The organism is uncultured Senegalimassilia sp. (genome assembly GCF_934632265.1).
Classification (GTDB): Bacteria; Actinomycetota; Coriobacteriia; order Coriobacteriales; family Eggerthellaceae; genus Senegalimassilia.
The window spans coordinates 1-20975 of sequence record NZ_CAKTYH010000003.1; the positions used below are offsets into that span (position 1 = coordinate 1).

Here is a 20975-nt window from a genome sequence, read left to right on the forward strand (position 1 = left end):
CTTGAAGGTCACCGTGGGCGGCGAGGAATACGATGCCGACGTGGTGGGCACCGACGAGTCCAGCGACATCGCCGTCATCAAGCTGCGCAACGCCAGCGGCCTGACCCCCGTCGAGATCGGCGATTCCGACAACCTGACCATCGGCGAATGGGTCATGTCCATCGGCAGCCCGTTCGGCCTTGAGCAATCCGTGGCAACCGGCATCGTGTCGGCCACCAGCCGCTCGCAGATCATGAGCAACTCCGAAAGCAGCGGCAGCGATGGCTATGGATATGGCTACGGCAACTCGTCGTCCCAGTCCAGCGGTTACACCATCTACCCGAACATGATCCAGACCGATGCCGCCATCAACCCCGGCAACTCCGGCGGCGCGTTGGTGGATTCCGATGGCAAGCTCATCGGCATCAACACGCTGATCACCTCGTATTCCGGCAATTACTCGGGCGTCGGCTTCGCCATCCCGGTGAACTACGCGGTCAACATCGCGCAGCAGATCATCGAGGGCAAGACCCCCACGCATGCGCAGCTCGGCGTGTCCCTTTCCACGGTGAACTCCCAGAACGCTAAGCGCTATGGGCTGAAGGTCGATAGCGGCGCCTACATCTCCGCCGTCAGCAGCGGTTCCGGCGCGGCCGATGCCGGTCTCGAGGAAGGCGATATCGTCACGAAGTTCGACGGCAACGCCGTCGATTCCGCAAGCGACCTGATGCTCGATGTCCGTTCGAAGAACCCCGGCGACAAGGTGACGCTGGAGGTCAACCGAGATGGTGAGACGAAGCAGATCGAGGTCACGCTGGGCTCCGACGAATCGTCCCAATCAGCGGCCACGCAGCAGAACTCCAGCAACAGCTCCAGCGAGATGCTCAACCGCCTGCTGAACAACAGCGGGTCTTCCAGCAAGAGCGACGCGGCCTAGCACCATCTCCTTCAGGCATTCGCGGGCCGCTCGACGTTCGCTCGAGCGGCCCCATGCGAGGCGAGCGATCCGCGCGCCTCGCATGGGGCCGAAAGCCCCTTTTCCTTTCCTTTTCCCTTTTCCCGCGGGAACGGCCCCTCTTTTGGGGCCGTTCCCATTTTTCCGGTCGTTTCGGCCCGTCATAGACGGTTACCATGCGTTAGCGGGCCGATGGGGCAGCCGTCCGCTTCTCAGCGGGTCGCTCCGCATGCGGTTTACCCGATAGCCGGCCGTCTGAAAATAGCGTAGTAAGCCCATTGCACTACTAGGTAAAGTAGGCGCATAATAAGCGACACGCTGTAAGCAGGAGCTGCGACGGGCGGGTGAATGCCCTGGGTTCGTTTCCCCGGTGGTTCGCCCGCCCGTCGTATCGCTTCGAAACGAAAAAGGGAGACGAGAGACATGTCGTTCGACGTATTGGGGCCGGTGCTTGCCGTGCTGGTCATCTTCGCGGCGCTCATCGCGGTGCTGCGTTATCTGAAGGCGAAGGATAAAAGCTTCACGTTCCGCGTGTTCACGGCCTTGGGTATGGGCATCGTGCTGGGCGCGGGCATCCAGCTTGCGCTGGGCCGCGGCAGCGACGCCGCCACCACCGCGCTCGACTGGATGTCGCTGGTGGGAACCGGCTATATCGATCTTCTGCGCATGCTGGTCATGCCGCTGGTGTTCGTGGCCATCGTCGGTGCGTTCACGCGCACGAAGGCCGTCGACAACCTGGGCAAGATCGGCGGATCGGTCCTTGCCGTCCTGCTGATCACGGTGGCCATCGCGGCGCTGTTCGGCTGGGCGACCATCGCCTTGTCGGGCCTGGCGGGTGCCGACTTCACGCAGGGCAGCGTCGATGCAACCAAGCTTGACGCCCTGCAAACGCGTCAGGACAAGGTCGCCGATACCACCATCCCGCAGACCATCCTGTCAATGATCCCCGTCAACGTGTTCGCCGACCTTGCCGGCACGCGTTCCACGTCCACCATCGCCGTGGTCGTCTTCTCCGCCATCGTCGGCCTGGCGTACCTGAAGCTGCGCGACCGCGATTCCGAGCAGGCGCAGTTCTTCAGCAACCTCATCGACAGCCTGTACGGCATCGTCATGTGCATCGTGAAGATGGTCGTGGGCCTTACCCCCTACGGTGTGCTCGCCCTGATCGCGAACGTAACCGCCACCAGCGACTACGCCGCCATCCTCGACCTGGGCAAGTTCATCATCTTCAGCTATGTGGCCATCATCGCCATGTTCCTGGTGCACCTGCTCATCCTGGCGGGCAACCGCGTCAGCCCCATCACGTACCTTAAGAAGGCCTTCCCCGTGCTCTCGTTCGCGTTCGTGTCGCGTACCAGCGCCGGCGCCCTTCCCATGAACATCGAGACGCAGTCCAAGGCGCTCGGCGTCGATCCGGCCACGGCCAACTTCGCGGCAAGCTTCGGCATGTCCATCGGCCAGAACGGCTGCGCGGGCATCTACCCGGCCATGATGGCCACGCTCATCGCTCCCACGGTGGGCATCAACGTGTTCGATCCCACGTGGGTCATCGGCTTGATCGCCATCATCGTCATCAGCTCGTTCGGCGTTGCCGGCGTGGGCGGCGGCGCAACCTTCGCCAGCCTCATCGTGCTGGGCACCATGGGCCTGCCTATCGAGATCGTGGGCCTGATGGCCTCCGTCGAGCCGCTCATCGACATGGGCCGTACCGCCCTCAACGTCAGCGACTCCATGGTGGCAGGCGTCACGTCGTCGAACTTCACCGGCGGCCTCGACCGCGACATGTACAACGACCCCGCCGCGGTCATCAACGCCGACGGCGTCGAGAAGGCCTAGCCCTGCTCGTTTGTCCTTTGCGTGAAAAGCCTGGAAACGGCCGCCCCGATGGGCGGCCGTTTCCGTTTTCAGGTAAGATAGGGAAGCTTAAAACGCTTTACGATTTAACCGGGAGGTTGCATATGGCCGAGGAATACCGATACAAGCGCGTGCTGCTGAAGTTGTCCGGCGAGGCACTGGCGGGCGACCTTGGCTACGGCATCGATCCGAAGGTGGTCGATTCCCTGGCCGACGAGATCGCCGACGTGGTGCATGACGGCGTGCAGCTTGCCATCGTGGTGGGCGGCGGCAACATCTTCCGCGGCGTCTCCGGCGCAACCGACGGCATGGACCGCGCCCAGGCGGACTACATCGGCATGCTGGCCACGGTCATGAACGCGCTGGCGCTGCAGGACGCCTTCGAGCGCCACGGCATCTTCAGCCGCGTGCAAAGCGCCATCAACATGCAGGAAGTGTCCGAGCCCTACATCCGTCGTCGCGCCATCCGCCACATGGAGAAGGGCCGCGTGGTCATCCTGGCCGCCGGCACGGGCAATCCCTATTTCACCACCGACACCACTGCGGCGCTGCGCGCCTGCGAGCTGGACGTCGACGTGCTCATGAAGGCCACGAAGGTCGACGGCGTCTACGACTCCGACCCCGTGAAGAACCCCGATGCGAAGCGCTACGACCGCATCAGCTACATGGAGGTGCTCTCGCAGGGGCTCAACGTCATGGACTCCACGGCCACCAGCCTGTGCATGGACAACAAGGTTCCCATGATCGTGTTTGACCTGACGGTGCAGGGCAACATCGCCCGCGCTCTGAAGGGCGAGGACGTCGGAACCACCGTAGAGTAACGTCTTCCGCGCCGCCCGTGCAGGGCGGGCGCAAAAGGGAAAGGAACCGAAATGATCGACGAGATCATGCTTGAAACCGAGGAGAAGATGCAGCGCGCCGTCAACGGCCTGCACAACGCGTTCGGCACCGTCCGCACGGGCCGCGCCAACGCCATGGTCCTCGACCGCATCAAGGTGGACTACTACGGCGTCCCCACGCCCATCAACCAGATGGCCGGCGTGAAGACGCCGGACGCGCACATGTTGGTCATCGAGCCTTGGGACAAGGGCGTCCTGGGTGCCATCGAGCACGCCATCATGGAAAGCGACCTGGGCGTCACGCCGAACAACGACGGCTCGGTCATCCGCCTGCCGTTCCCCGCGCTCACCGAGGATCGTCGCCGCGAGCTGGTGAAGCAGTGCAAGGAGTACGCCGAGGAGGCCCGCGTTGCCATCCGCAACGCCCGCCGCGACGGCAACAGCCACGTTGCCAAGTCCGTCAAGGAAGACAACCTTCCCGAGGACGAGCAGCGTCGCGCCGAGGCTGAAATCCAGAAGCTCACCGACAAGTACGTCGCCGAAGTCGACGCGGTGTTCAAGAAGAAGGAAGCCGAGGTCATGGAGATCTAGAAACGGCGTTCGCCTGCCGGCGAATCCGTTGCTCGGTGCTGCGGGAGCCCCGGCGCACCGCGTTTACGCGGTTTGCGCAGGCGCGGCTGCTCCGGGGCTCGTCCGAGCAGCCAGGCCGATGGTGGGGGAGCGGCCCCTGCTTTCGTCCTGCGCATCTCCGATTTCCGCGTAACCCATGTTCGCAACCGGGTTGCGTCATCCGGCTCTTATGAGCGTTTCCCTAGTGCCAGCCGGCGGTTTTCCCCGCCGGTTGGCTTTTCCCTTATGTACGAGGCTGCCCATGAACAAGACGCTTGATTACATATTCCCGAATCCGCCCAAGGGCCTCGACCCTGCTGCGCTCGATCCGCGGGCGATCCCCGAGCATGTCGCCGTCATCATGGACGGCAACGGCCGTTGGGCGAAGAAGCGCGCGCTGAACCGCCTGAAGGGCCACAAGGCCGGCATCGAGGCGGTGCGCGAGACCATTCGTTGCGCCTCCGACCTGGGTGTTCGCTATTTGACCATCTATTCGTTCTCCACGGAGAACTGGAAGAGGCCCCAGGAAGAGGTCGTGGGCCTGATGGACCTGTTCGCCAAGACCATGCTGGCGGAGGTCGATGGCCTGCATGAGGAGAACGTGCGCGTGCGCACTATTGGCGACCTTTCAGCGCTGCCCGCCGAAACGCGCGAGGCCTTCGAGAGGGCGTGGCTGAAAACGCGCGACAACACCGGCATGACCTTGGTCGTTGCGGTGAACTACGGCTCGCGACAGGAGATTCTGCACGCCGCCGAGGCGTGCGTGCGCCGCGCGCTGGCAACGGCAGCCGAGGGTGGCGACCCCACCGCGCCGCTGACGGAGGCAGAGTTCGCCCAGGGGCTGTACACGGCCGACATCCCCGACCCCGAGGTGGTCATCCGCACGTCCGGCGAGATGCGCTTGTCGAACTACCTGCTGTGGCAGGTGGCCTACTCCGAGTTCGTGGCAACCGACGTGCTCTGGCCCGATTTCGACCGCTACGAGTTTTTGCGCTGCTTGTTGGAGTTCCAATCCCGAGATAGGCGCTTCGGGGCGGTGAAATAAATGTCCGGGGATCCGCAAGACGGCGAGCAGCAGCGCGCGGATGAGCGCTCGCGCGGCGAGCGCTTGAAGGATTTCGCGTATCGGAAGACGCCGCAGAAGTTCAAGAACGCTTCCGACCTGCAGGTTCGCTTCCGCACGGGGTTCATCTACGTCACGGTCTCCGTGCTGTGCATCCTTGCAAGCGAATGGACCACGCTGGCTTTGCTGTCTGCCACCGCCGCGGTATGCGCAGGTGAGTTCTACTACATGCTGCGCGCCGACGCGAAGCTGCCCAACGAGATGCTCGGCATCGTGGCGGCGGCGCTCTACCCGCTCAGCGTACACTTCTTCGGGCTGTCGGGCGCGCTCATGGTCAGCCTTGTGCTGCTGTTGGCGCTTATCGTGTGGTACGTGTTCTGGATGCGCGCCCGCATCCCCGATGTTGGCGTCAGCTTCTTCGGCGCAGCGTATTGCGGCATGCTGCTATCCGGCTTGGTGGTGGTGCGCCAGGCGCTGCCGCATCCATGGGGCGGCGTGCTCGTGCTTGGCATTTTCTTCAGCGTGTGGGCCAACGACTCCTTCGCTTACCTGATCGGCAGCAAGTTCGGCAAGCATAAGCTGGCGCCGCGCGTTTCGCCGAAGAAAAGCTGGGAGGGCTTTTTCGCGGGCTTGGTGGGATCGGCGCTGTTCTGGTGCCTGTTCACGTTGATACCGGGGTTGAACCTGGATATCCCCATGGCAATGGCGTTCGGCGTGATCAGCGGCCTGTGCGGCGTGCTGGGCGATCTGGCCGAAAGCCGCATCAAGCGCAATGTGGGCTTCAAGGATTCCGGCAAGCTGCTGCCGGGCCACGGCGGTCTGCTCGATCGTTGCGACAGCCTGTTTTTGGTGGCGGTCGCCTCGGCTATCCTGCTGGTGGCGGGCGGGTGCATCCCCTTTAGCTGGTAAATCGAACGAGCCAACGTTCTTGCGGCGTTGGCTCGAGTTGTTTTCGCAGATGATTCGGAGGCTTTCATGAAACGCATCGTTGTTCTCGGGTCCACAGGCTCTATCGGAACGCAAACGGTCGACGTGGTTCGGCAGCATTCCGACGAGCTGGAGATCGTCGGCTTGGCGGTGAACTCGCGCGTGGGCGACATGCTCGCGCAAGCACGTGCCCATAACGTGCGCAACCTTGCCGTGGGCGATGAGCGCTTGGCCGATCAGCCGGTCGCATCCGAGGTGCGCGAGCAGGCTGGCGCCCAGGGCATATGGGGCTTCGGCATGGATGCCGTTGTCGACCTGGTGCGCCTGCCCGAGGCGGACGTGGTGGTCAACGCGCTGGTGGGCGCCGCCGGCTTGCGCGCAAGCTTCGAAACGCTGCGCGCGGGCAAGGTGCTTGCGCTGGCGAACAAGGAGAGCCTGGTGGTGGGCGGCGATCTGATCATGCCGCTGGCAGCGCAGGTGGATGCGCAGCGGCGCGCAGCCGGCACGGCGCCGGCGGTGGGTCCGGCAGGCGCGCTCATGCCCATCGATTCCGAGCACGGCGCCATCTACCAATGCCTGCTGGGCGAGTCCGAGCGAGAGGTCTCCCGTTTGTGGGTGACGGCATCCGGCGGCCCGTTCCGCGGCAGGAAGCGCGCAGACCTTGAGGGCATCACCCCTGCTCAGGCGCTCAACCATCCCACGTGGAACATGGGCGCGAAGATCAGCATCGACTCCTCCACGCTTATGAACAAGGGCTTGGAGGTCATCGAGGCGCATCATCTGTTCAACATGCCCTACGACAAGATCAGCGTGGTCGTCCAGCCGCAAAGCGCCATCCACTCCATGGTGGAGTTCACCGACGGCAGCGTGAAGGCGCATTTGGGCACCACCGATATGCGCATCCCCATCCAGTTCGCGCTCAGCTATCCGCAGCGCTGGGAGGCGCCTGTCGAGCCCTTGGACTTCACCAAGCTGGGAAGCCTGGAGTTCGCCCCGGCCGATACCGACACGTTCCGCTGCCTGGAGCTTGCCCGTCATGCGGGCGGCGTGGGCGGAACCTTGCCGTGCGTCATGAACGCCGCCAACGAGGTGGCCGTGGCGGCGTTTCTGGCGGAGCAGGGCAGCTACCTGGGCATCGCCGAGTGCGTGGAAGCGGTTATGGACGCGCACGAGCGCGAAGGCGTGCAGAAGGTGGAAAGCCTCGAGCAGCTGCAGGCGCTTGATGCATGGGCCCGCGAAACCGCTTGGAAGTCCGTGCGCTAAGGTTCGCAAGCTGCAAATCGCGTGCATCGTGTGGTTATGGTTCCGCTTCGGTAACGAGGCGGAACCTCTTTTTATAATGAAGCGGATTCTAATGGGCGGGACCGTCGAGTGAGGTCCCGTTTAGTCGCGTGTCCGTAGCCAAGGCAAGGAGCCGGTTGTTGAACGTCATCCTCATGATCTTGTATTGCACCATCGTGCTGGGCATTCTGGTCGTCATCCACGAAGGCGGCCACTATCTGGTGTCTCGCGCCTTCGGCGTGCGCGTCACCGAGTTCATGCTGGGCATGCCCGGCCCGAACATCGGCTTCAAGAAATGGGGCACGAAGTTCGGCGTCACGCCCATCCTGCTGGGCGGTTACGCGCGCGTATGCGGCATGGAGCCGGGCGAGATGAGCCCGCATCTGGAGCCGGTGCTGGCGGCGCTGTACCGCCGGGGCACGGCGAACATGGAGGATATCGCGCGCGATTGCGGCATCTCCGATGACGAGGCGATCAAGGCGCTCGACGAGCTGGTGGACTGGGGAAGTTGCACGGGCCCCACGAAGAAGGATGAGTACAACACGTATCGCGCCGCAGAGGTTATCCCCTCCAAGAAGCAGATCCGCGCGGCGGCGCAAGCCGGCAAGCCCGCACCGGAGCGCTACGCCGAGGGGCAGGCGCGCCCGGTGGAAGACGCCCATGCGCTGTTCGAGAGCGAGTATCGGCAGCAATACCGCAGCCTGCCGTTTTGGAAGCGCTCGGTCATCTTGCTGGCCGGCATCGCGGTCAACCTGCTGTTCGCCATGCTGGTGTTCGTGGTGCTGTTCAGCGTCATCGGCTTCGATGTTCGGTTGCAGTCGGGCGAGATAACGCATATGACGGTGGATCCGGGCCGCGCCATCGTGGCGGGCTTCACCTATATCGGCATGGTCGTGCAGGCCGTTGCGGGCCTGTTCAACCCCGCAACGGCGGCGCAGACGGTGTCGGATTCGTCGTCGGTGGTGGGCATCGCCGTGATGTCGAAGCAGTTCGCCGACGCGGGTCTGGTGCCGTTCATGCAGTTCATGGCCATGATATCGGTGTCGCTGGGCATCATGAACCTGCTCCCCATCCCGCCGCTCGATGGCGGCCGCTTCGTCATCGAGGTCTTCCAGAAGCTGTCGAAGAAGGTGGTCTCCATGCGCGCCATGAACGCCATGAGCGCCGCTGGCATGGCCTTGTTCCTGATGTTTTTCCTGGTCATGGTCAATCAGGATGTGCAGCGCATCATCTCGGGGACGTTCTTCGGGCAGTAGGGGCGTCGGGCCTTCTGGCCGTCGCTCATCACGCATATCGCAAAAGCCGGCAGGGGGTTTGCCCTGCCGGCTTTTTTTCTTCGCCTGTTGCTTGTATACGTTTCGCCAACGAGGGGCGCTACGCTGGTAGAATAGCCGCTATGGAAACTAACGAGAACATGGGCAACGCGCGCGCCGCGGCTCCTTCGGGGGCCGCGGCTTGCCCGTTGCCGCAGGACGCTATGCGCCCCAATCAGAAAACGCACCAGGTTCACGTGGGCAACGTGGCGCTTGGCGGCGGCGCTCCCGTGGTGGTGCAGTCCATGCTCAACGCCCCGGCCGATGACGCGCAGGCCAACCTTGCGCAAATCCAGCAGCTGGCAGATGCCGGCTGCGAGGTCGTGCGCATGGCCATCCCGCGCCGCAGCTGCCTGGACACGTTCCAGGCCGTATGCGAAGCGTCGCCTCTGCCCGTCGTGGCCGACGTGCACTTCGATTCCGTCATCGCCATCGAGGCGGCGCGCCGCGGCGCGGCGAAGCTGCGCATCAACCCCGGCAACATCGGTGGTTTGGCGAAGACCGACGCCGTGCTCGACGCCGCCGGGCAGGCGGGCATCCCCATCCGCATCGGCGTGAACGCCGGCTCGCTCGACCAGGCGCTGGCCGAGCGCGACGACCTTTCGCTTCCCGAGAAGCTGGCCGCCTCCGCGCGCCAGTACGTGGAATACTGCGAAGGTCGCGGCTTTCATGACCTGGTGGTCAGCGCGAAGGCCCACGACGTCATGACCACGGTGCGCACGTACCGCCAGCTGGCACGCGATATCCCGCATATCCCGCTGCATATCGGCGTCACCGAGGCGGGCACCACGTTCCAAGGCGTCATCAAAAGCGCTTCCGGCCTGGGCATCCTGCTCGAGCAGGGCATCGGCGACACCATGCGCATCTCGCTCACCGACGATCCGGTCACGGAGATGCGAGCCTGCTGGGCGCTGCTCGGCGCGCTCGATCTGCGTCGTCGCAACCCCGAGTTGATCAGCTGCCCCACGTGCGGAAGGTGCCAGGTCGACCTGATCGGGCTGGCGCAAGAGGTCGAGCGGCGCATCGCCTGCCTCGACAAGCCGCTCAAGGTGGCCGTCATGGGCTGCGTCGTCAACGGGCCGGGCGAGGCCGCCGATGCCGACATCGGCGTGGCCTGCGGCAAGGGCGTGGGCGTGGTGTTCCGCCACGGCCAAACCGTTCGAAAAGTGGAAGAAGGCGCCATCGTCGACGCTTTACTGGAAGAGATAAAGGACCTGTAAATGAACAACGCCAACATCACGCGCATGAGCGCCCTGTACGCTCCCACGCTGAAGGAAGATCCCACCGATGCCGAGATCGCCAGCCATAAGCTGCTGCTGCGCGCCGGTTTCATCCGCAAAACGGCGGCCGGCATCTACACGTTTCTGCCCCTGGGCAAGCGCGTGCTGACCAAGATCGAGAACATCGTGCGCGAGGAGATGGACGCGTGCGGCGCCCAGGAGATCCGCATGCCCATGCTCCAGCCCGAAGAGCTGTGGCAGGAGTCCGGCCGCGCCGACGCATACGGCCCCGAGCGCATGTGCCTCAACGACCGTCACGATCACGAGTTCTGCCTGGGCCCCACCCATGAGGAGCTCATCACCGCGCTCGTGCGCGCCGAGCTGCGCTCCTACAAGCAGCTGCCGCTGAACATGTATCAGATCCAGACGAAGTTCCGCGACGAGATCCGCCCGCGTTTCGGCCTGCTGCGCAGCCGCGAGTTCGTCATGAAGGACGGCTACAGCTTCCACGACACGCAGGAGTCGCTGCAGGAGGAATACGACAGGATGTACGCAGCCTATGAGCGCATCTGCGCCCGCTGCGGCCTTGAGTTCCGCCCCGTGCAGGCCGATGCCGGCCAGATCGGCGGCGCGGTCACCTGCGAGTTCCATGCGCTTGCCGAGGCGGGCGAGTCCGCGCTGGTGTACTGCGATTGCGGTTACGCCGCAAGCGACGAGGTGGGCGAGGGCCTGGCGCGCCCCACGGTCTACGACGTGCCCGAGATGGAGAAGGTTGCCACGCCCGGCGTGCACACCATCGCCGAGCTCGCCGAGTTCCTGGGTATCCCGGAATCCTCCACGGTAAAGGCGCTCTCCGGCAAGAACGACGAGGGTAAGCTCGTCGTGCTGTTCGTCCCCGGCGACCATGAGGTGAACGAGGAGAAGGCCGCCCGCGCAGCCGGCGGCTTCACCATCCTCACCGACGAGGACATGGAGGCCTACGGCCTGCACAAGGGCTCCATGGGCCCGGTCGGCCTGCCCGAGGACGCCTTCGTCATCGCGGCGAACAGCCTGAAGGCGGTGCCGAAGTGGGTCGTCGGCGCCAACGAGGACGGTTACCACTACGTGGGCGCTCAGCTTGGCAAGGATTTCAAGGTCGACCAGTGGGCCGACATCATCACCGTCAAGCCCGGCGACTGCTGCCCGAAGTGCGGCATGGAGCTCAAGGGCGCGCGCGGCATCGAGGTCGCGCAGGTGTTCCAGCTCGGCGACAAGTACTCTCGCGCCATGAACGCCACGTTCATGAACAAGGACGGCAAGGAGCAGCCGTTCATCATGGGCTGCTACGGCGTGGGCGTGTCCCGCACCCTGGCCGCCATCATCGAGCAGCATAACGACGAGAACGGCATGATCTGGCCGATGTCCGTGGCCCCGGCGCACGTGTGCATCCTGCCGCTCGCCACCGGCGACGACCTGGTGCAGCCTGCTGCCGAGAAACTGGCCGAGGAACTGGCCGGTCTGGGCCTGGAGGTCGTCATCGACGACCGTAAGGAGCGCGCGGGCGTGAAGTTCGCGGAGGCCGACCTGATGGGCTGGCCGCTGCAGATCGTCATGGGCAAGCGCGGCCTGACCGAGGGCAAGGTCGAGATCAAGCGCCGTGCCACGGGCGAGCGTCGCGATATCTCGCTGGAGGCGCTGTCCGAGGCGCTGACCTTCGCCAAGGGCGCGCAGCGTCGCTGGGGCAACAACCTGAACGCCTTCGCCGGCCTGTTCGCCGAGAAGGCCGAATAGCGCTTGCGCGAACGCGTATATGACCGCGGGCCCGGCATTTGCCGGGCCCGTTTTGATTTCAAGGCGGCTTGCGTTCGACTGGCTGCGGGCCCGCGGTTGTTTGGGGCGGCCTGAGGTCGGCGGGCCGTCGTGCTCGCGGTTGTTTGGGGCGGCCTGCGATAAGCGGGTTGCCGCGCTCGCGGGTGTTCGGAGGCGACTCCCGGTCGGCGGGCTGCCCCTTTATCGCTCTTGCCGATCTTCGTAGCGTTGCCTTACCCAAGTGTGCGCGGTCTGCACGAATGCCCGCGTGGCGGCCGAGGCGGTGTCGGCAGACCGCATGGCAACGGATATCCTCCTTCGCATCTCCAGTTGCGGCGGCAGCACAGTCAAGGGAAGCGAGGCGTCCTCGAGCAGCAATCCTGGCAATATGCTGAAACCCAGCCCTTCGCTCACCATGTTCATGACGCTGTAGTCGCTATCCACCGCGAAGCGCACGCGCGGTTTCACCCCGCTGTTGCGCAGCAGCGCTTCCGCCTCCTGCAACGATCTGCTTCGCGGCTGGATGAAAGGCTCTTCGGCAAGCGTTTGCGCAGGGACGCGGTCGGCATGCGCGAGCGCATGGTCGGGCGGCAGCAGCACTAAGATCGGGTCGTCGTGCAAGGGGATGGCTTTCAGCGCCCGTTTCGCGGGCGTGACCAAAAACCCGCAGTCGGCGTCTCCGTGCCATATGGCGCGTTCAAGCTCCGCTTCGTCGTCGATGCACATCAGGTTCAGCTCCACGCCGGGGCATTTTCGCTCAAAGGCCTTCACCATGCCGGGAAACCAATGGGTGGAGACGCTGGTGGGCGCGGCTACGCGCACCACGCCGCACTCCAGGCGTCTCAGCTCGGCTATCCGGCTTGCGAGCTGCCGTTCGCCGTTGCAGACGTTGGAGATCCACGGAAGCAGGTCCTCGCCCTCGGCCGACAGATGGGCTTCCCCGCGTTCACGCACGAGCAACGGCATGCCCATCTCCTTTTCCAAGGAGGAGATCATGCCGCTGATGCCCGATTGCGAGTAGCCAAGATCGTACGCCGCTTGCGTGAAGCTGCCGGTTTCGGCAACGCGCAGCAGGGCATGGTATTTCTGGTTCACCATATGATGCTCCTTTGTGGGATGCAGCGTTTTTTTGCAGGCGGCGGCGATGGTCTCGCGCCGCGACGATGCGGACGGGTCATCCGCATGTGCATATGCGCTCAGCCGAGGCGATGAGCGCCACTGGGGGAGGCCCCCCAGCAATTGAGCATTGTAGCGGTAGCGGCATGGGATGCATCCGGTAAGGCGATGGGGAAGGCGACGAAGCCCCCTTTTGCGCGGGGGACCGGCGTCGGGAATGCAACGCGCTGCGCCGTTGGCGCGACCGCCGAGCCGCGCAAGGTATCGTTTCGGCTTCAACTTCGCGTTCGAGGTCGCTTTCGCGCCCAGGCGTGTAGCATTATGGGAACCGTAGGGGCTTGCCGAATGTGCGAGCATGTGAAGAAGGGGAGGCCGACATGGCAACGATCGGCGATGGTTTCAAGGACATCTTCCTGGCTGGCGTGGGGGCTATGGCCATCACGGGCGAGAAGGCAACGGATCTGGTGAGCACGCTTATCGCGAAAGGCGAGCTTACCGTCGAGCAGGGCAAGCAGATCAACACCGAGCTTGCGCATAAGGCGGCCAACGCCGCGCAATCCGCGCGTTTCGATGCGCTTGAGGCGCGCATGTCGGTCATGACCCCCGAGGAGCGCGAGGCCTTCGCCGCGAAGGCGGCCGAGATCGCCGCGCGTCCGGCGGCGCAGCCCGTGCAGGAGCAGCCGCAGGCCGAGGATCCCCAGGATTCCTCCGACCAGGCCGAAGCGTCCGCCGAGCAATAGGGGTCGCGTGCTTCCATGGCCGACAACACGCTGTTGAAATACTTCTTCTCCTCGGGTTCCGATCTGGATCCCGAGGGGCAGTTCAACCTCACGCGCAAAACGCGCGCGCAAAGGCTGCGCGAGATATACACCATCATGCAGAAGCATCATTTCACGAAGGGGTTCACGCCTGAATCCTTCCGTAGCATGCTGGAGGGCTTGGGCCCTAGCTTCGTGAAGATCGGGCAGACGCTTTCCACCCGTTCGGAGATCTTGCCGAAGGCCTATTGCGACGAGCTCAAGAAGCTGCAGGCAAGGTCGAAGCCGCTTCCGTTCGATGAGATGCTCGCGGCCATGGACGCCATCTATGGGGATGAGCGCGAGAAGTTGTTCGCCGAGATCGACCCCAAACCGCTCGGGAGCGCTTCTTTGGCGCAGGTTCACAAGGCGCGTCTTGCCGATGGCAGCGTGGTGGCGGTGAAGATTCAGCGGCCAGGGGTGCGCGCCACTATGGCGCAGGATATCGACATCATGCGCATCGTGGCCCGACAGGCGTCGCGAGTCATCAAAGACGGGCAGATGCTCGACTTGCGCGATGTGGTCGAGGAGCTGTGGGCAACGTTTCTCGAGGAAACGGATTTCAAGCGCGAAGCTGCCAACTTGCAGGAGTTTGCGCTGCTGAACAAGGATGTGGCCTTTATAGCATGCCCGAAGGTGTATCCCGAGCTGTGTCGCGAGAACATCCTGGTCATGGAGTACGTCGACGGCATCCCCATCGACGATTTCGAGAAGCTGCGCGCCGCGGGATACGATCTTCAGGAAATCGGCGAGAAGATCCTGGACAACTACGCCACGCAGGTGCTGGATTTCGGTTTCTTCCATGCCGACCCGCATCCGGGCAATATGTTGGTGCGCGACGGGAAGATCGTCTACATCGACCTTGGCATGATGGGCCGCCTTTCCCCGCGCGACCGCGCGGGGTTCGGCTCCATCATCAAGGCGGTGGGCATGCAAAGCGCCTCGGAGCTCAAAGACGCCCTGCTGGCGTTCGCCATCCAGCGCGACAACAACGCCATCGACCATACGCGCTTTTTGGCAGACCTGGATCTGCTGCTGAAGGACTACGGTTCATGCGACGTCAGCGCCATCGACGTCGGCCAGCTGCTTTCGGACATTTTGAACCTTACGCGTCAATGCAAGGTCACGCTGCCGCCGTCCATCACCAGCGTGTCGCGCGGCATCGTCACCCTCGAGGGCACCGTCATGCCTCTCATTCCCAATGAGAACATGGTGTCCATCATCAATGCGCATATCCAACGCACGAAGGATACGAAAGCCGAGCTGATAAGCGCTATGCAGGAATTGGCGCTGGCGCTGCGCGCTGCGGGATCGGGCACGCTGGACACGGCGAAGTATGCAGGTCAGGCGCTGCATATGCTCACGCGCGGGCAGGTTAAGGTGAACATGGAGGTCCTGGGCTCCGAGGCGCCCATGCGCGGCCTTTCGATCATCATCAACAGGCTATCTTTGGGCATTATCGTCGCCGGCCTGTTCATCGGCTCGTCCATGGTGGCGCTGTCCACCATGGAGCCGCGCGTTCTCGGGGTTCCCGTGCTGTCCTTCTTCGGCTATCTGGGCGCGCTGGTGTTGTCCATCTGGGTGGTTACGGACATCCTACGAAAGCGAAGATAGCGCCTTAGATGGCATATGCGCCTGATGAGCGGCCTTTTGCGGCGCGCGTGTCGGGAAGCATTGAGAGTTCGAGTGCCATGGATGACGAAAAAACGCCTTTTCAGGCGCTTTTTCGTTGTGTTCTCGGTTTTTGTTTTCGACAAAATGGCGCCTGCTACGACTTCATCTTCGTTTCCGTCTTGCATTTCGGGCACACCACGCGCAATGTTCCCTTTCCGCGCGGCACGGAAAGCTCCTGTCCGCAGTGTTTGCAGCGGAAGTACTTCGTGGTGTTGCGGTTTACCCACTTCTTCTTCGCCAGCTCGTAGCTGCGTCGGGGTTTGGCGGATAGGCGCAGGTACTTCTGGTTCTCTTGACGGCGTTTCCCGATGTTCTTCGAGCAGGTGCGCCAAATGGCCAGCGCCATCGCCGCAAGCGCGACATAGGAAAGCCATCCGCAGTGCGGCAGGATGGAGGCCAGCATGGTGATGATGCCCAACGCCACCAGCGCGTTGCCAAGGTCGTCGTTGCCGTAACGGCCCTGCATCCACACAGCCATGCGTTGAGCTAATCGTTGGAAGTAGTTTTTCATGAGGAGCCTAACGTTTCGGTGATGCAATGTGTCGCGCCTTGCAAGGTGAGTTTGCGGCCTTGCAGGGCGCGGTGTTTACTGTATTGTTCTTTTCTTGCGCAAAGGGCGCGTGCCGGCGGGCGTTACCTAACGGTTTACCGTTCTCCGCGCAGCTTCGCGAACAGGGGCGGATCGCCGTGAGCCGTTGCACACGTTGCTACAGGGGCGGATCGCCATGGTCCGCCGCGCCCCTCGCTGGCTGCGACCAAGCCCGCGTCTTATCGCAGGGACGAGTTCGCCCGATCAAGGACGTTCTTCACCGCTTGCGGGTGCTGATCGCATAGCAGCGGGAAGGGAATCGGCTCGGCGGGGTCGTCCTCGAAGCGGTCGGTTAAAAACTTCACGTACCAGGTGACGTCGTGCCATTGCCCGCACTTGAAGCCGGCGTGGCGTTGACGCCCCATCACTTCGAAGCCGAGGTTCTCGTGCAAGCGCTGACTGGGGTCGTTTGGGCTGGTCACAATGCCGTATACCGCCGTGATTCCCTGTGCGGCGCACAAATCGATGAGCGCACGGTACAACACGGCGCCCAGCCCATGGCCCTGCGCGGCGGGCGCCAGGTACACGGAAAGCTCGGAGTTCCATCGATAGGCGCCGCGTTCGCGCAGCTCGTGGGCATAGGCGTAGCCCACCACCTTGCCGTCGAGCTCGGCGACCAGGTAGGGGTGGGCGGCAAGCACGCCGTCCGTGCGGGCTTGGAAGGCCTCGCGCGCGGGCACCTCCTCCTCGAACGTTATGGACGTGCCTATATAAGGTGCGTAGATATCCAAGATGGCGTCGGAGTCGGCGCTGGTCGCAAGGCGGATGACGGGAGTGGTCATGAAAAGGGCTCCTTCTCGTTTTTCGATTCAGAGCCCATGGTACTACTGCTTTGCGGTATACTCCGTAAGCACATGCACAGACGAAGACAGCGGCGCGCATCATCGCGGTCGGCAGAGACGGGTCTCATCGGCTGAAAGGACCCGGGCGGCAAGCGCGCTGATTCCCTTCCGAGCATCACGGCTGAAAGCGGGGCGCGGCAGCGCGGACGTTTTAGTAGGCCATGGCGGCGGCCCTCCGTTATCGGGGCGAATGAAGCGGGCGGCTCGCGCGTAGGCGCGTCCGTCAACCAAGGTGGTACCGCGAGAGCCTTCTCTCGTCCTTGGACTGGGCAGATCCCAGGCCAAAGGCGAAGAGGGCTCTTTTTTTATCGGCCGCATCCGGCGGTCGTCGGCAAATGTGGAAAGGATCGGACACATGGCAATCGTGGACGAGCTGTCGGCGTTGCGCACGAGCACGCTGGCTGCCATCGAACAGGCTGCGGACACTTCCGCGCTCGACGAGGTGCGCGTGGCGGTGCTGGGCAAGGCCGGCACGTTGACGGGCTACCTGCGCGGCATGGGCCAGGTGGCGAAGGAGGAGCGCGCCGCCGTGGGCAAAGCGGTGAACGAGGTGCGCGGCGCCGTCGAGGCGGCGCTCGAGGAGCGCAAGCGCGAGCTTGCCGCCAAGGAGCTTGAGGCCGCCATCGATGCGGCGGCCGTCGACGTCACGCTGCCGGGCCGCGGCCAGCAGGTGGGCACGCGCCATCTCATCAACGCCATCACCGATCAGATTTCCGAGATTTTCCTGGGTCTGGGCTACACCGTGGCGCAAGGTCCTGAGGTGGAAACCGACTACTATAACTTCGAGGCCCTCAATGCCCCGGCGGACCATCCCAGCCGAAGCATGCAGGACACCTTCTACGTGGTCGACCGCTCTGGCGAGGAGTCCGCGGTGCGCGGCGAGTCCAAGGTGCTGCTGCGCACGCAAACCTCCGGAGTGCAGGTGCACGTCATGGAGCAGCAGAAGCCGCCCATCTACATCATCGCCCCGGGCAAGGTGTATCGTCGCGACGTCGCCGATCCCAGCCACCTGCCGCAGTTCACGCAGATCGAGGGCCTGGTCGTTGACAAAGGCATCTCGTTCGGCGACCTGAAGGGCACGCTGGATTACTTCTGCAAGCAGATGTTCGGCCCCGATCGCAAAACGCGCTTCCGCGCCCATTACTTCCCGTTCACCGAGCCTTCCGCCGAGGCCGACGTTAGCTGCGGCGTGTGCGGCGGCACGGGCCATTTGCACGACGGCGAGCGCTGCCGCATGTGCAAGGGCACGGGCTGGTTGGAGATCTTGGGCTGCGGCATGGTCGACCCCAACGTGCTCAGCATGTCGGGCATCGACCCGGAGGAGTATTCGGGCTTCGCGTTCGGCGTGGGCGTCGAGCGCGTTGCGTGCTTGAAGTACAACGTCCCCGACCTGCGTATGCTGCTCGAGGGCGATATGCGCTTCCTTCGCCAGTTCTAGCCCCACCTGCCTGATGGCGGCCGAAACCGCTCGGCTGTGCGGATGGGCGGGATCCGGTTCGGGTTCCCGCTTTCGGCGCACGGGCGATGCGGCACGGCCCGTCGCTCGGGTAGAAACCGGCAAACTCGGTCGTCCCACTGACTTTCATCGGCTTGCGCCGATGCTATAGAAAGAGAATGTCATGAAAGTATCGCTGAAATGGCTGAACGAATACGTTGAGGTCCCCACGGACATCAAGGCGTTCTGCGACAAGCTCGACCTTACGGGAACGGGCGTGGAAGGCGTTGAGACGCTTGGCGCCGCGTTCGACCATGTGGTAACCGCCAAGGTCCTCAAAAAGGAGCATCATCCCGACTCCGATCACATGTGGGTGTGCTCGGTCGACGTGGGCGAGCTTAACGTCGACAAGGAAGGCAACCCCGAGCCGCTGCAGATCGTCTGCGGCGCGCAGAACTTCAACGAGGGCGATCATATCGTCACCGCCATGGTCGGCGCGGAGCTGCCCGGGGATGTGAAGATCAAGAAGTCCAAGCTTCGCGGCGTTGCCAGCTTCGGCATGAACTGCTCCGCGCGCGAGCTTGGCCTGAGCGGCGACCATGACGGCATCATGATCTTGCCCGAAGACGCCCCGGTGGGCGTCCCGTTCGCCGAGTACGCCGGCCTTACCGACACCGTGCTCGACCTGGAGATCACACCGAACCGCCCCGACAGCCTCTCTATCGCCGGCTTGGCCCGCGAGGTGGGCGCGATGTACCGTCGCGATTGGAACGACCCGCTGTCCGAGATGGCCGGCAAGCTCCAGCTCGACGCCTCCGCAACCCCTGTTGACGATGAGGTTCAGATCACGGTCGAGGATGCCAAGCGCTGCCCGCGTTATACGGCGCGCGTCATCCGCGGCTGCAAGGTCGGCCCCAGCCCCGACTGGATGGTCGAGCGCCTTGCCGCCATCGGCCAGCGCTCGGTCAACAACATCGTCGACGTCACGAACTACATCCTGTTCCTGTTCGGTCAGCCGCTGCACGCGTTCGACCTGGACAAGCTGAAGAACGCCGACGGCCGTGCGCACATCGTGGTGCGCGCCGCGCAGGATGGCGAGCCGCTGACCACGCTCGACGGCGAGAAGCGCACCCTTACCGGCGACATGACCGTCATCTCCACCCCCGAGCAGGGCGCGGTGGCCTTGGCGGGCGTCATGGGCGGCCTTGATACCGAAGTGACCGACGGCACGGTGAACATCCTGCTGGAGGCCGCCACGTTCGAGGCGGGCCGCACCAGCCGCACCAGCCGCAACCTTGGGCTTATCAGCGAAAGCTCCATGCGCTACGAGCGCGGTGTGGACGACCACGGCATCGAGGCGCGCTCCGCTGCCGCCGCTGCGCTCATCGTGGAGGTCGCTGGCGGCACCGTAAGCGCCGCCGCTGCCAACGAACAGGGCATCATCGATGTCTGGCCCGAGCCTTCCGTCGCTGCGCAGTTGAAGTTCCGCATCCCGCGCTTCCGCTCCATGATGGGCGCCGATATCCCGCGCGAGTTCATCGTCGAGATCCTGGAGCGTTTGGGTTGCAAGGCCGAGGACACCGCCGATGAGGACGTGCTCGACGTGGTTTCCCCCACGTTCCGCCCCGACCTGCCGCGCGAGATCGACCTGTACGAGGAGGTGCTGCGCCTGTACGGCATGGACCTCATCCCCGAGACGCTGCCCGGCGGCCGCGGCCGCTTCGGCGTGCGCTCCCATATGGAGCACGTGTTGGATACCGTCAACCGCACCATGACCGCATCCGGCCTGAATGAGACCATGACGTATTCCTTCGCCGAGCCCACCGAGCTCGAGCGTCTGCGCATGCCCGTCGAGGGGCTGGGCGACCCGGTGGAGCTCATCAACCCCATGAACTCCGACCAGTCGGTCATGCGTCAGAGCATCATCCCGGGCCTTTTGCGCTCGGTGGCGCACAACCAGGCTCGTGGTGTGAAGAACATCCAGCTTTATGAGCAGGGCATGGTGTTCTTCGCCCACGAAGGCAAGAAACAGCCCAAGGAGCGCCGTCGCCTGGCCGGCGTCATGGCCGGCGCGTTCGGCGACCCGGCCTGGAACGCGCAGCCCGCGGCGTTCGACTTCTTCGACGGCAAGGGCGTCGTGGAGAACCTGATGCGCGAGCTGGCCATCCCGAAGGTCCGCTACAAGGCGCTGGCCGCGCAAGAGGCCCCGCATCTGCAGCCCGGCCGCGCCGCCCAGGTGCTCTCCGGCGGCACGGTGCTCGGCTGGGTGGGCGAGCTGCATCCGCTGGCTTGCGCAGCCTATGACGCGCAGGCGCCCGTCGTGGCCTTCGAGCTGGACGTCGAGGCGCTTGCCAAGGCCTGCCGCCCCGCGCGCGATTACGTCGACGTGCCCACGTTCCCGGCCGTTTCCATCGACCAGGCGTTCGTGGTCGACGAGGATGTCACGCACGAGCGTCTGGAGCAGTGCATGTCGTCTGCGGGCGGCAAGCTGCTGGCCGAGGTGCGCTTGTTCGACGTGTATCGCGACTCCGAGCGCATCGGCCAGGGCAAGAAATCTATGGCGTACGCATTGACGTATCGCGCTGCCGACCGCACGCTTACCGGCGAAGAGGTGGACAAGGCCCATGCGAAGCTGGTGAAGAAGGTCTGCGGCGCCACCGGCGCCGAGGTCCGCGCGTAAAGGCGATCAGTCCA

The 20975-nt window shown here is 64.1% G+C and carries 17 protein-coding genes; 14 read left to right on the top strand and 3 right to left on the bottom strand.

All coding sequences use genetic code 11. The features are described 5' to 3' along the window. The 10 genes from Q0H50_RS00405 to Q0H50_RS00450 form a co-directional block, all read left to right on the top strand. The coding region (locus tag Q0H50_RS00405; RefSeq protein WP_294418151.1) for a trypsin-like peptidase domain-containing protein at nt 1–916 on the top strand (916 nt) is incomplete at its 5' end. Nucleotides 917–1357: 441 nt separating this feature from the next. Continuing rightward, a complete protein-coding gene (locus Q0H50_RS00410) occupies nt 1358–2770 on the top strand; it encodes a cation:dicarboxylase symporter family transporter (protein ID WP_294418152.1) in 1413 nt (470 codons plus the stop codon). Nucleotides 2771–2892: 122 nt separating this feature from the next. Continuing rightward, a complete protein-coding gene (pyrH, locus tag Q0H50_RS00415) occupies nt 2893–3609 on the top strand; it encodes a UMP kinase (protein WP_042436881.1) in 717 nt (238 codons plus the stop codon). Nucleotides 3610–3660: 51 nt separating this feature from the next. After that, a complete protein-coding gene (gene frr, locus Q0H50_RS00420; protein WP_042436877.1) occupies nt 3661–4218 on the top strand; it encodes a ribosome recycling factor in 558 nt (185 codons plus the stop codon). Nucleotides 4219–4498: 280 nt separating this feature from the next. Next, nucleotides 4499–5281: an isoprenyl transferase gene (locus tag Q0H50_RS00425; protein WP_294418153.1), complete on the top strand. Its 783-nt coding sequence runs from the start codon at nt 4499–4501 to the stop codon at nt 5279–5281. Beyond that, nucleotides 5282–6208 carry a phosphatidate cytidylyltransferase gene (locus Q0H50_RS00430; RefSeq protein WP_294418155.1) on the top strand — a complete coding sequence of 309 codons (927 nt, stop codon included), beginning with the start codon at nt 5282–5284 and terminating at the stop codon, nt 6206–6208. A gap of 66 nt (nt 6209–6274) precedes the next feature. Continuing rightward, entirely contained in the window at nt 6275–7489 is a 1215-nt protein-coding gene (gene dxr, locus Q0H50_RS00435; protein ID WP_294418156.1) for a 1-deoxy-D-xylulose-5-phosphate reductoisomerase, read from the top strand. A gap of 155 nt (nt 7490–7644) precedes the next feature. Further along, nucleotides 7645–8763, top strand: a complete 1119-nt coding sequence (locus Q0H50_RS00440; protein ID WP_294418158.1) for a site-2 protease family protein — start codon at nt 7645–7647, stop codon at nt 8761–8763. 221 nt (nt 8764–8984) lie between these two features. Then, nucleotides 8985–10040, top strand: coding sequence for a flavodoxin-dependent (E)-4-hydroxy-3-methylbut-2-enyl-diphosphate synthase (ispG, locus tag Q0H50_RS00445; protein WP_294418212.1), 1056 nt, complete (start codon nt 8985–8987; stop codon nt 10038–10040). Beyond that, entirely contained in the window at nt 10041–11810 is a 1770-nt protein-coding gene (locus Q0H50_RS00450) for a proline--tRNA ligase (protein WP_294418159.1), read from the top strand. 219 nt (nt 11811–12029) lie between these two features. Here the strand turns inward: Q0H50_RS00450 and Q0H50_RS00455 are convergent, their stop codons facing one another. After that, nucleotides 12030–12926: a LysR family transcriptional regulator gene (locus Q0H50_RS00455; RefSeq protein ID WP_294418161.1), complete on the bottom strand. Its 897-nt coding sequence runs from the start codon at nt 12924–12926 to the stop codon at nt 12030–12032. 395 nt (nt 12927–13321) lie between these two features. Here Q0H50_RS00455 and Q0H50_RS00460 point away from each other — a divergent pair, with 395 nt between their 5' ends. Together Q0H50_RS00460 and Q0H50_RS00465 are read left to right on the top strand one after the other, a co-directional pair. Then, complete coding sequence (locus Q0H50_RS00460; protein WP_294418163.1) at nt 13322–13684, top strand: hypothetical protein; 363 nt, start codon at nt 13322–13324, stop codon at nt 13682–13684. Nucleotides 13685–13699: 15 nt separating this feature from the next. After that, nucleotides 13700–15355, top strand: coding sequence for a lipopolysaccharide core heptose(II) kinase RfaY (locus Q0H50_RS00465; protein WP_294418165.1), 1656 nt, complete (start codon nt 13700–13702; stop codon nt 15353–15355). Nucleotides 15356–15509: 154 nt separating this feature from the next. On the opposite strand, the gene Q0H50_RS00470 is transcribed toward Q0H50_RS00465, so the two are convergent. Both Q0H50_RS00470 and Q0H50_RS00475 read right to left on the bottom strand, forming a co-directional pair. Next, complete coding sequence (locus tag Q0H50_RS00470) at nt 15510–15926, bottom strand: hypothetical protein (RefSeq protein WP_294418168.1); 417 nt, start codon at nt 15924–15926, stop codon at nt 15510–15512. 257 nt (nt 15927–16183) lie between these two features. Then, a complete protein-coding gene (locus tag Q0H50_RS00475) occupies nt 16184–16786 on the bottom strand; it encodes a GNAT family N-acetyltransferase (RefSeq protein WP_294418170.1) in 603 nt (200 codons plus the stop codon). A gap of 415 nt (nt 16787–17201) precedes the next feature. On the opposite strand from Q0H50_RS00475, the gene pheS reads away from it, so the two are divergent. Further along, on the top strand, nt 17202–18284 hold the full coding sequence (pheS, locus tag Q0H50_RS00480; RefSeq protein ID WP_294418172.1) for a phenylalanine--tRNA ligase subunit alpha: 1083 nt from the start codon (nt 17202–17204) through the stop codon (nt 18282–18284). A gap of 181 nt (nt 18285–18465) precedes the next feature. Then, a complete protein-coding gene (gene pheT, locus Q0H50_RS00485; protein ID WP_294418174.1) occupies nt 18466–20961 on the top strand; it encodes a phenylalanine--tRNA ligase subunit beta in 2496 nt (831 codons plus the stop codon). Nucleotides 20962–20975: the final 14 nt, after the last annotated feature.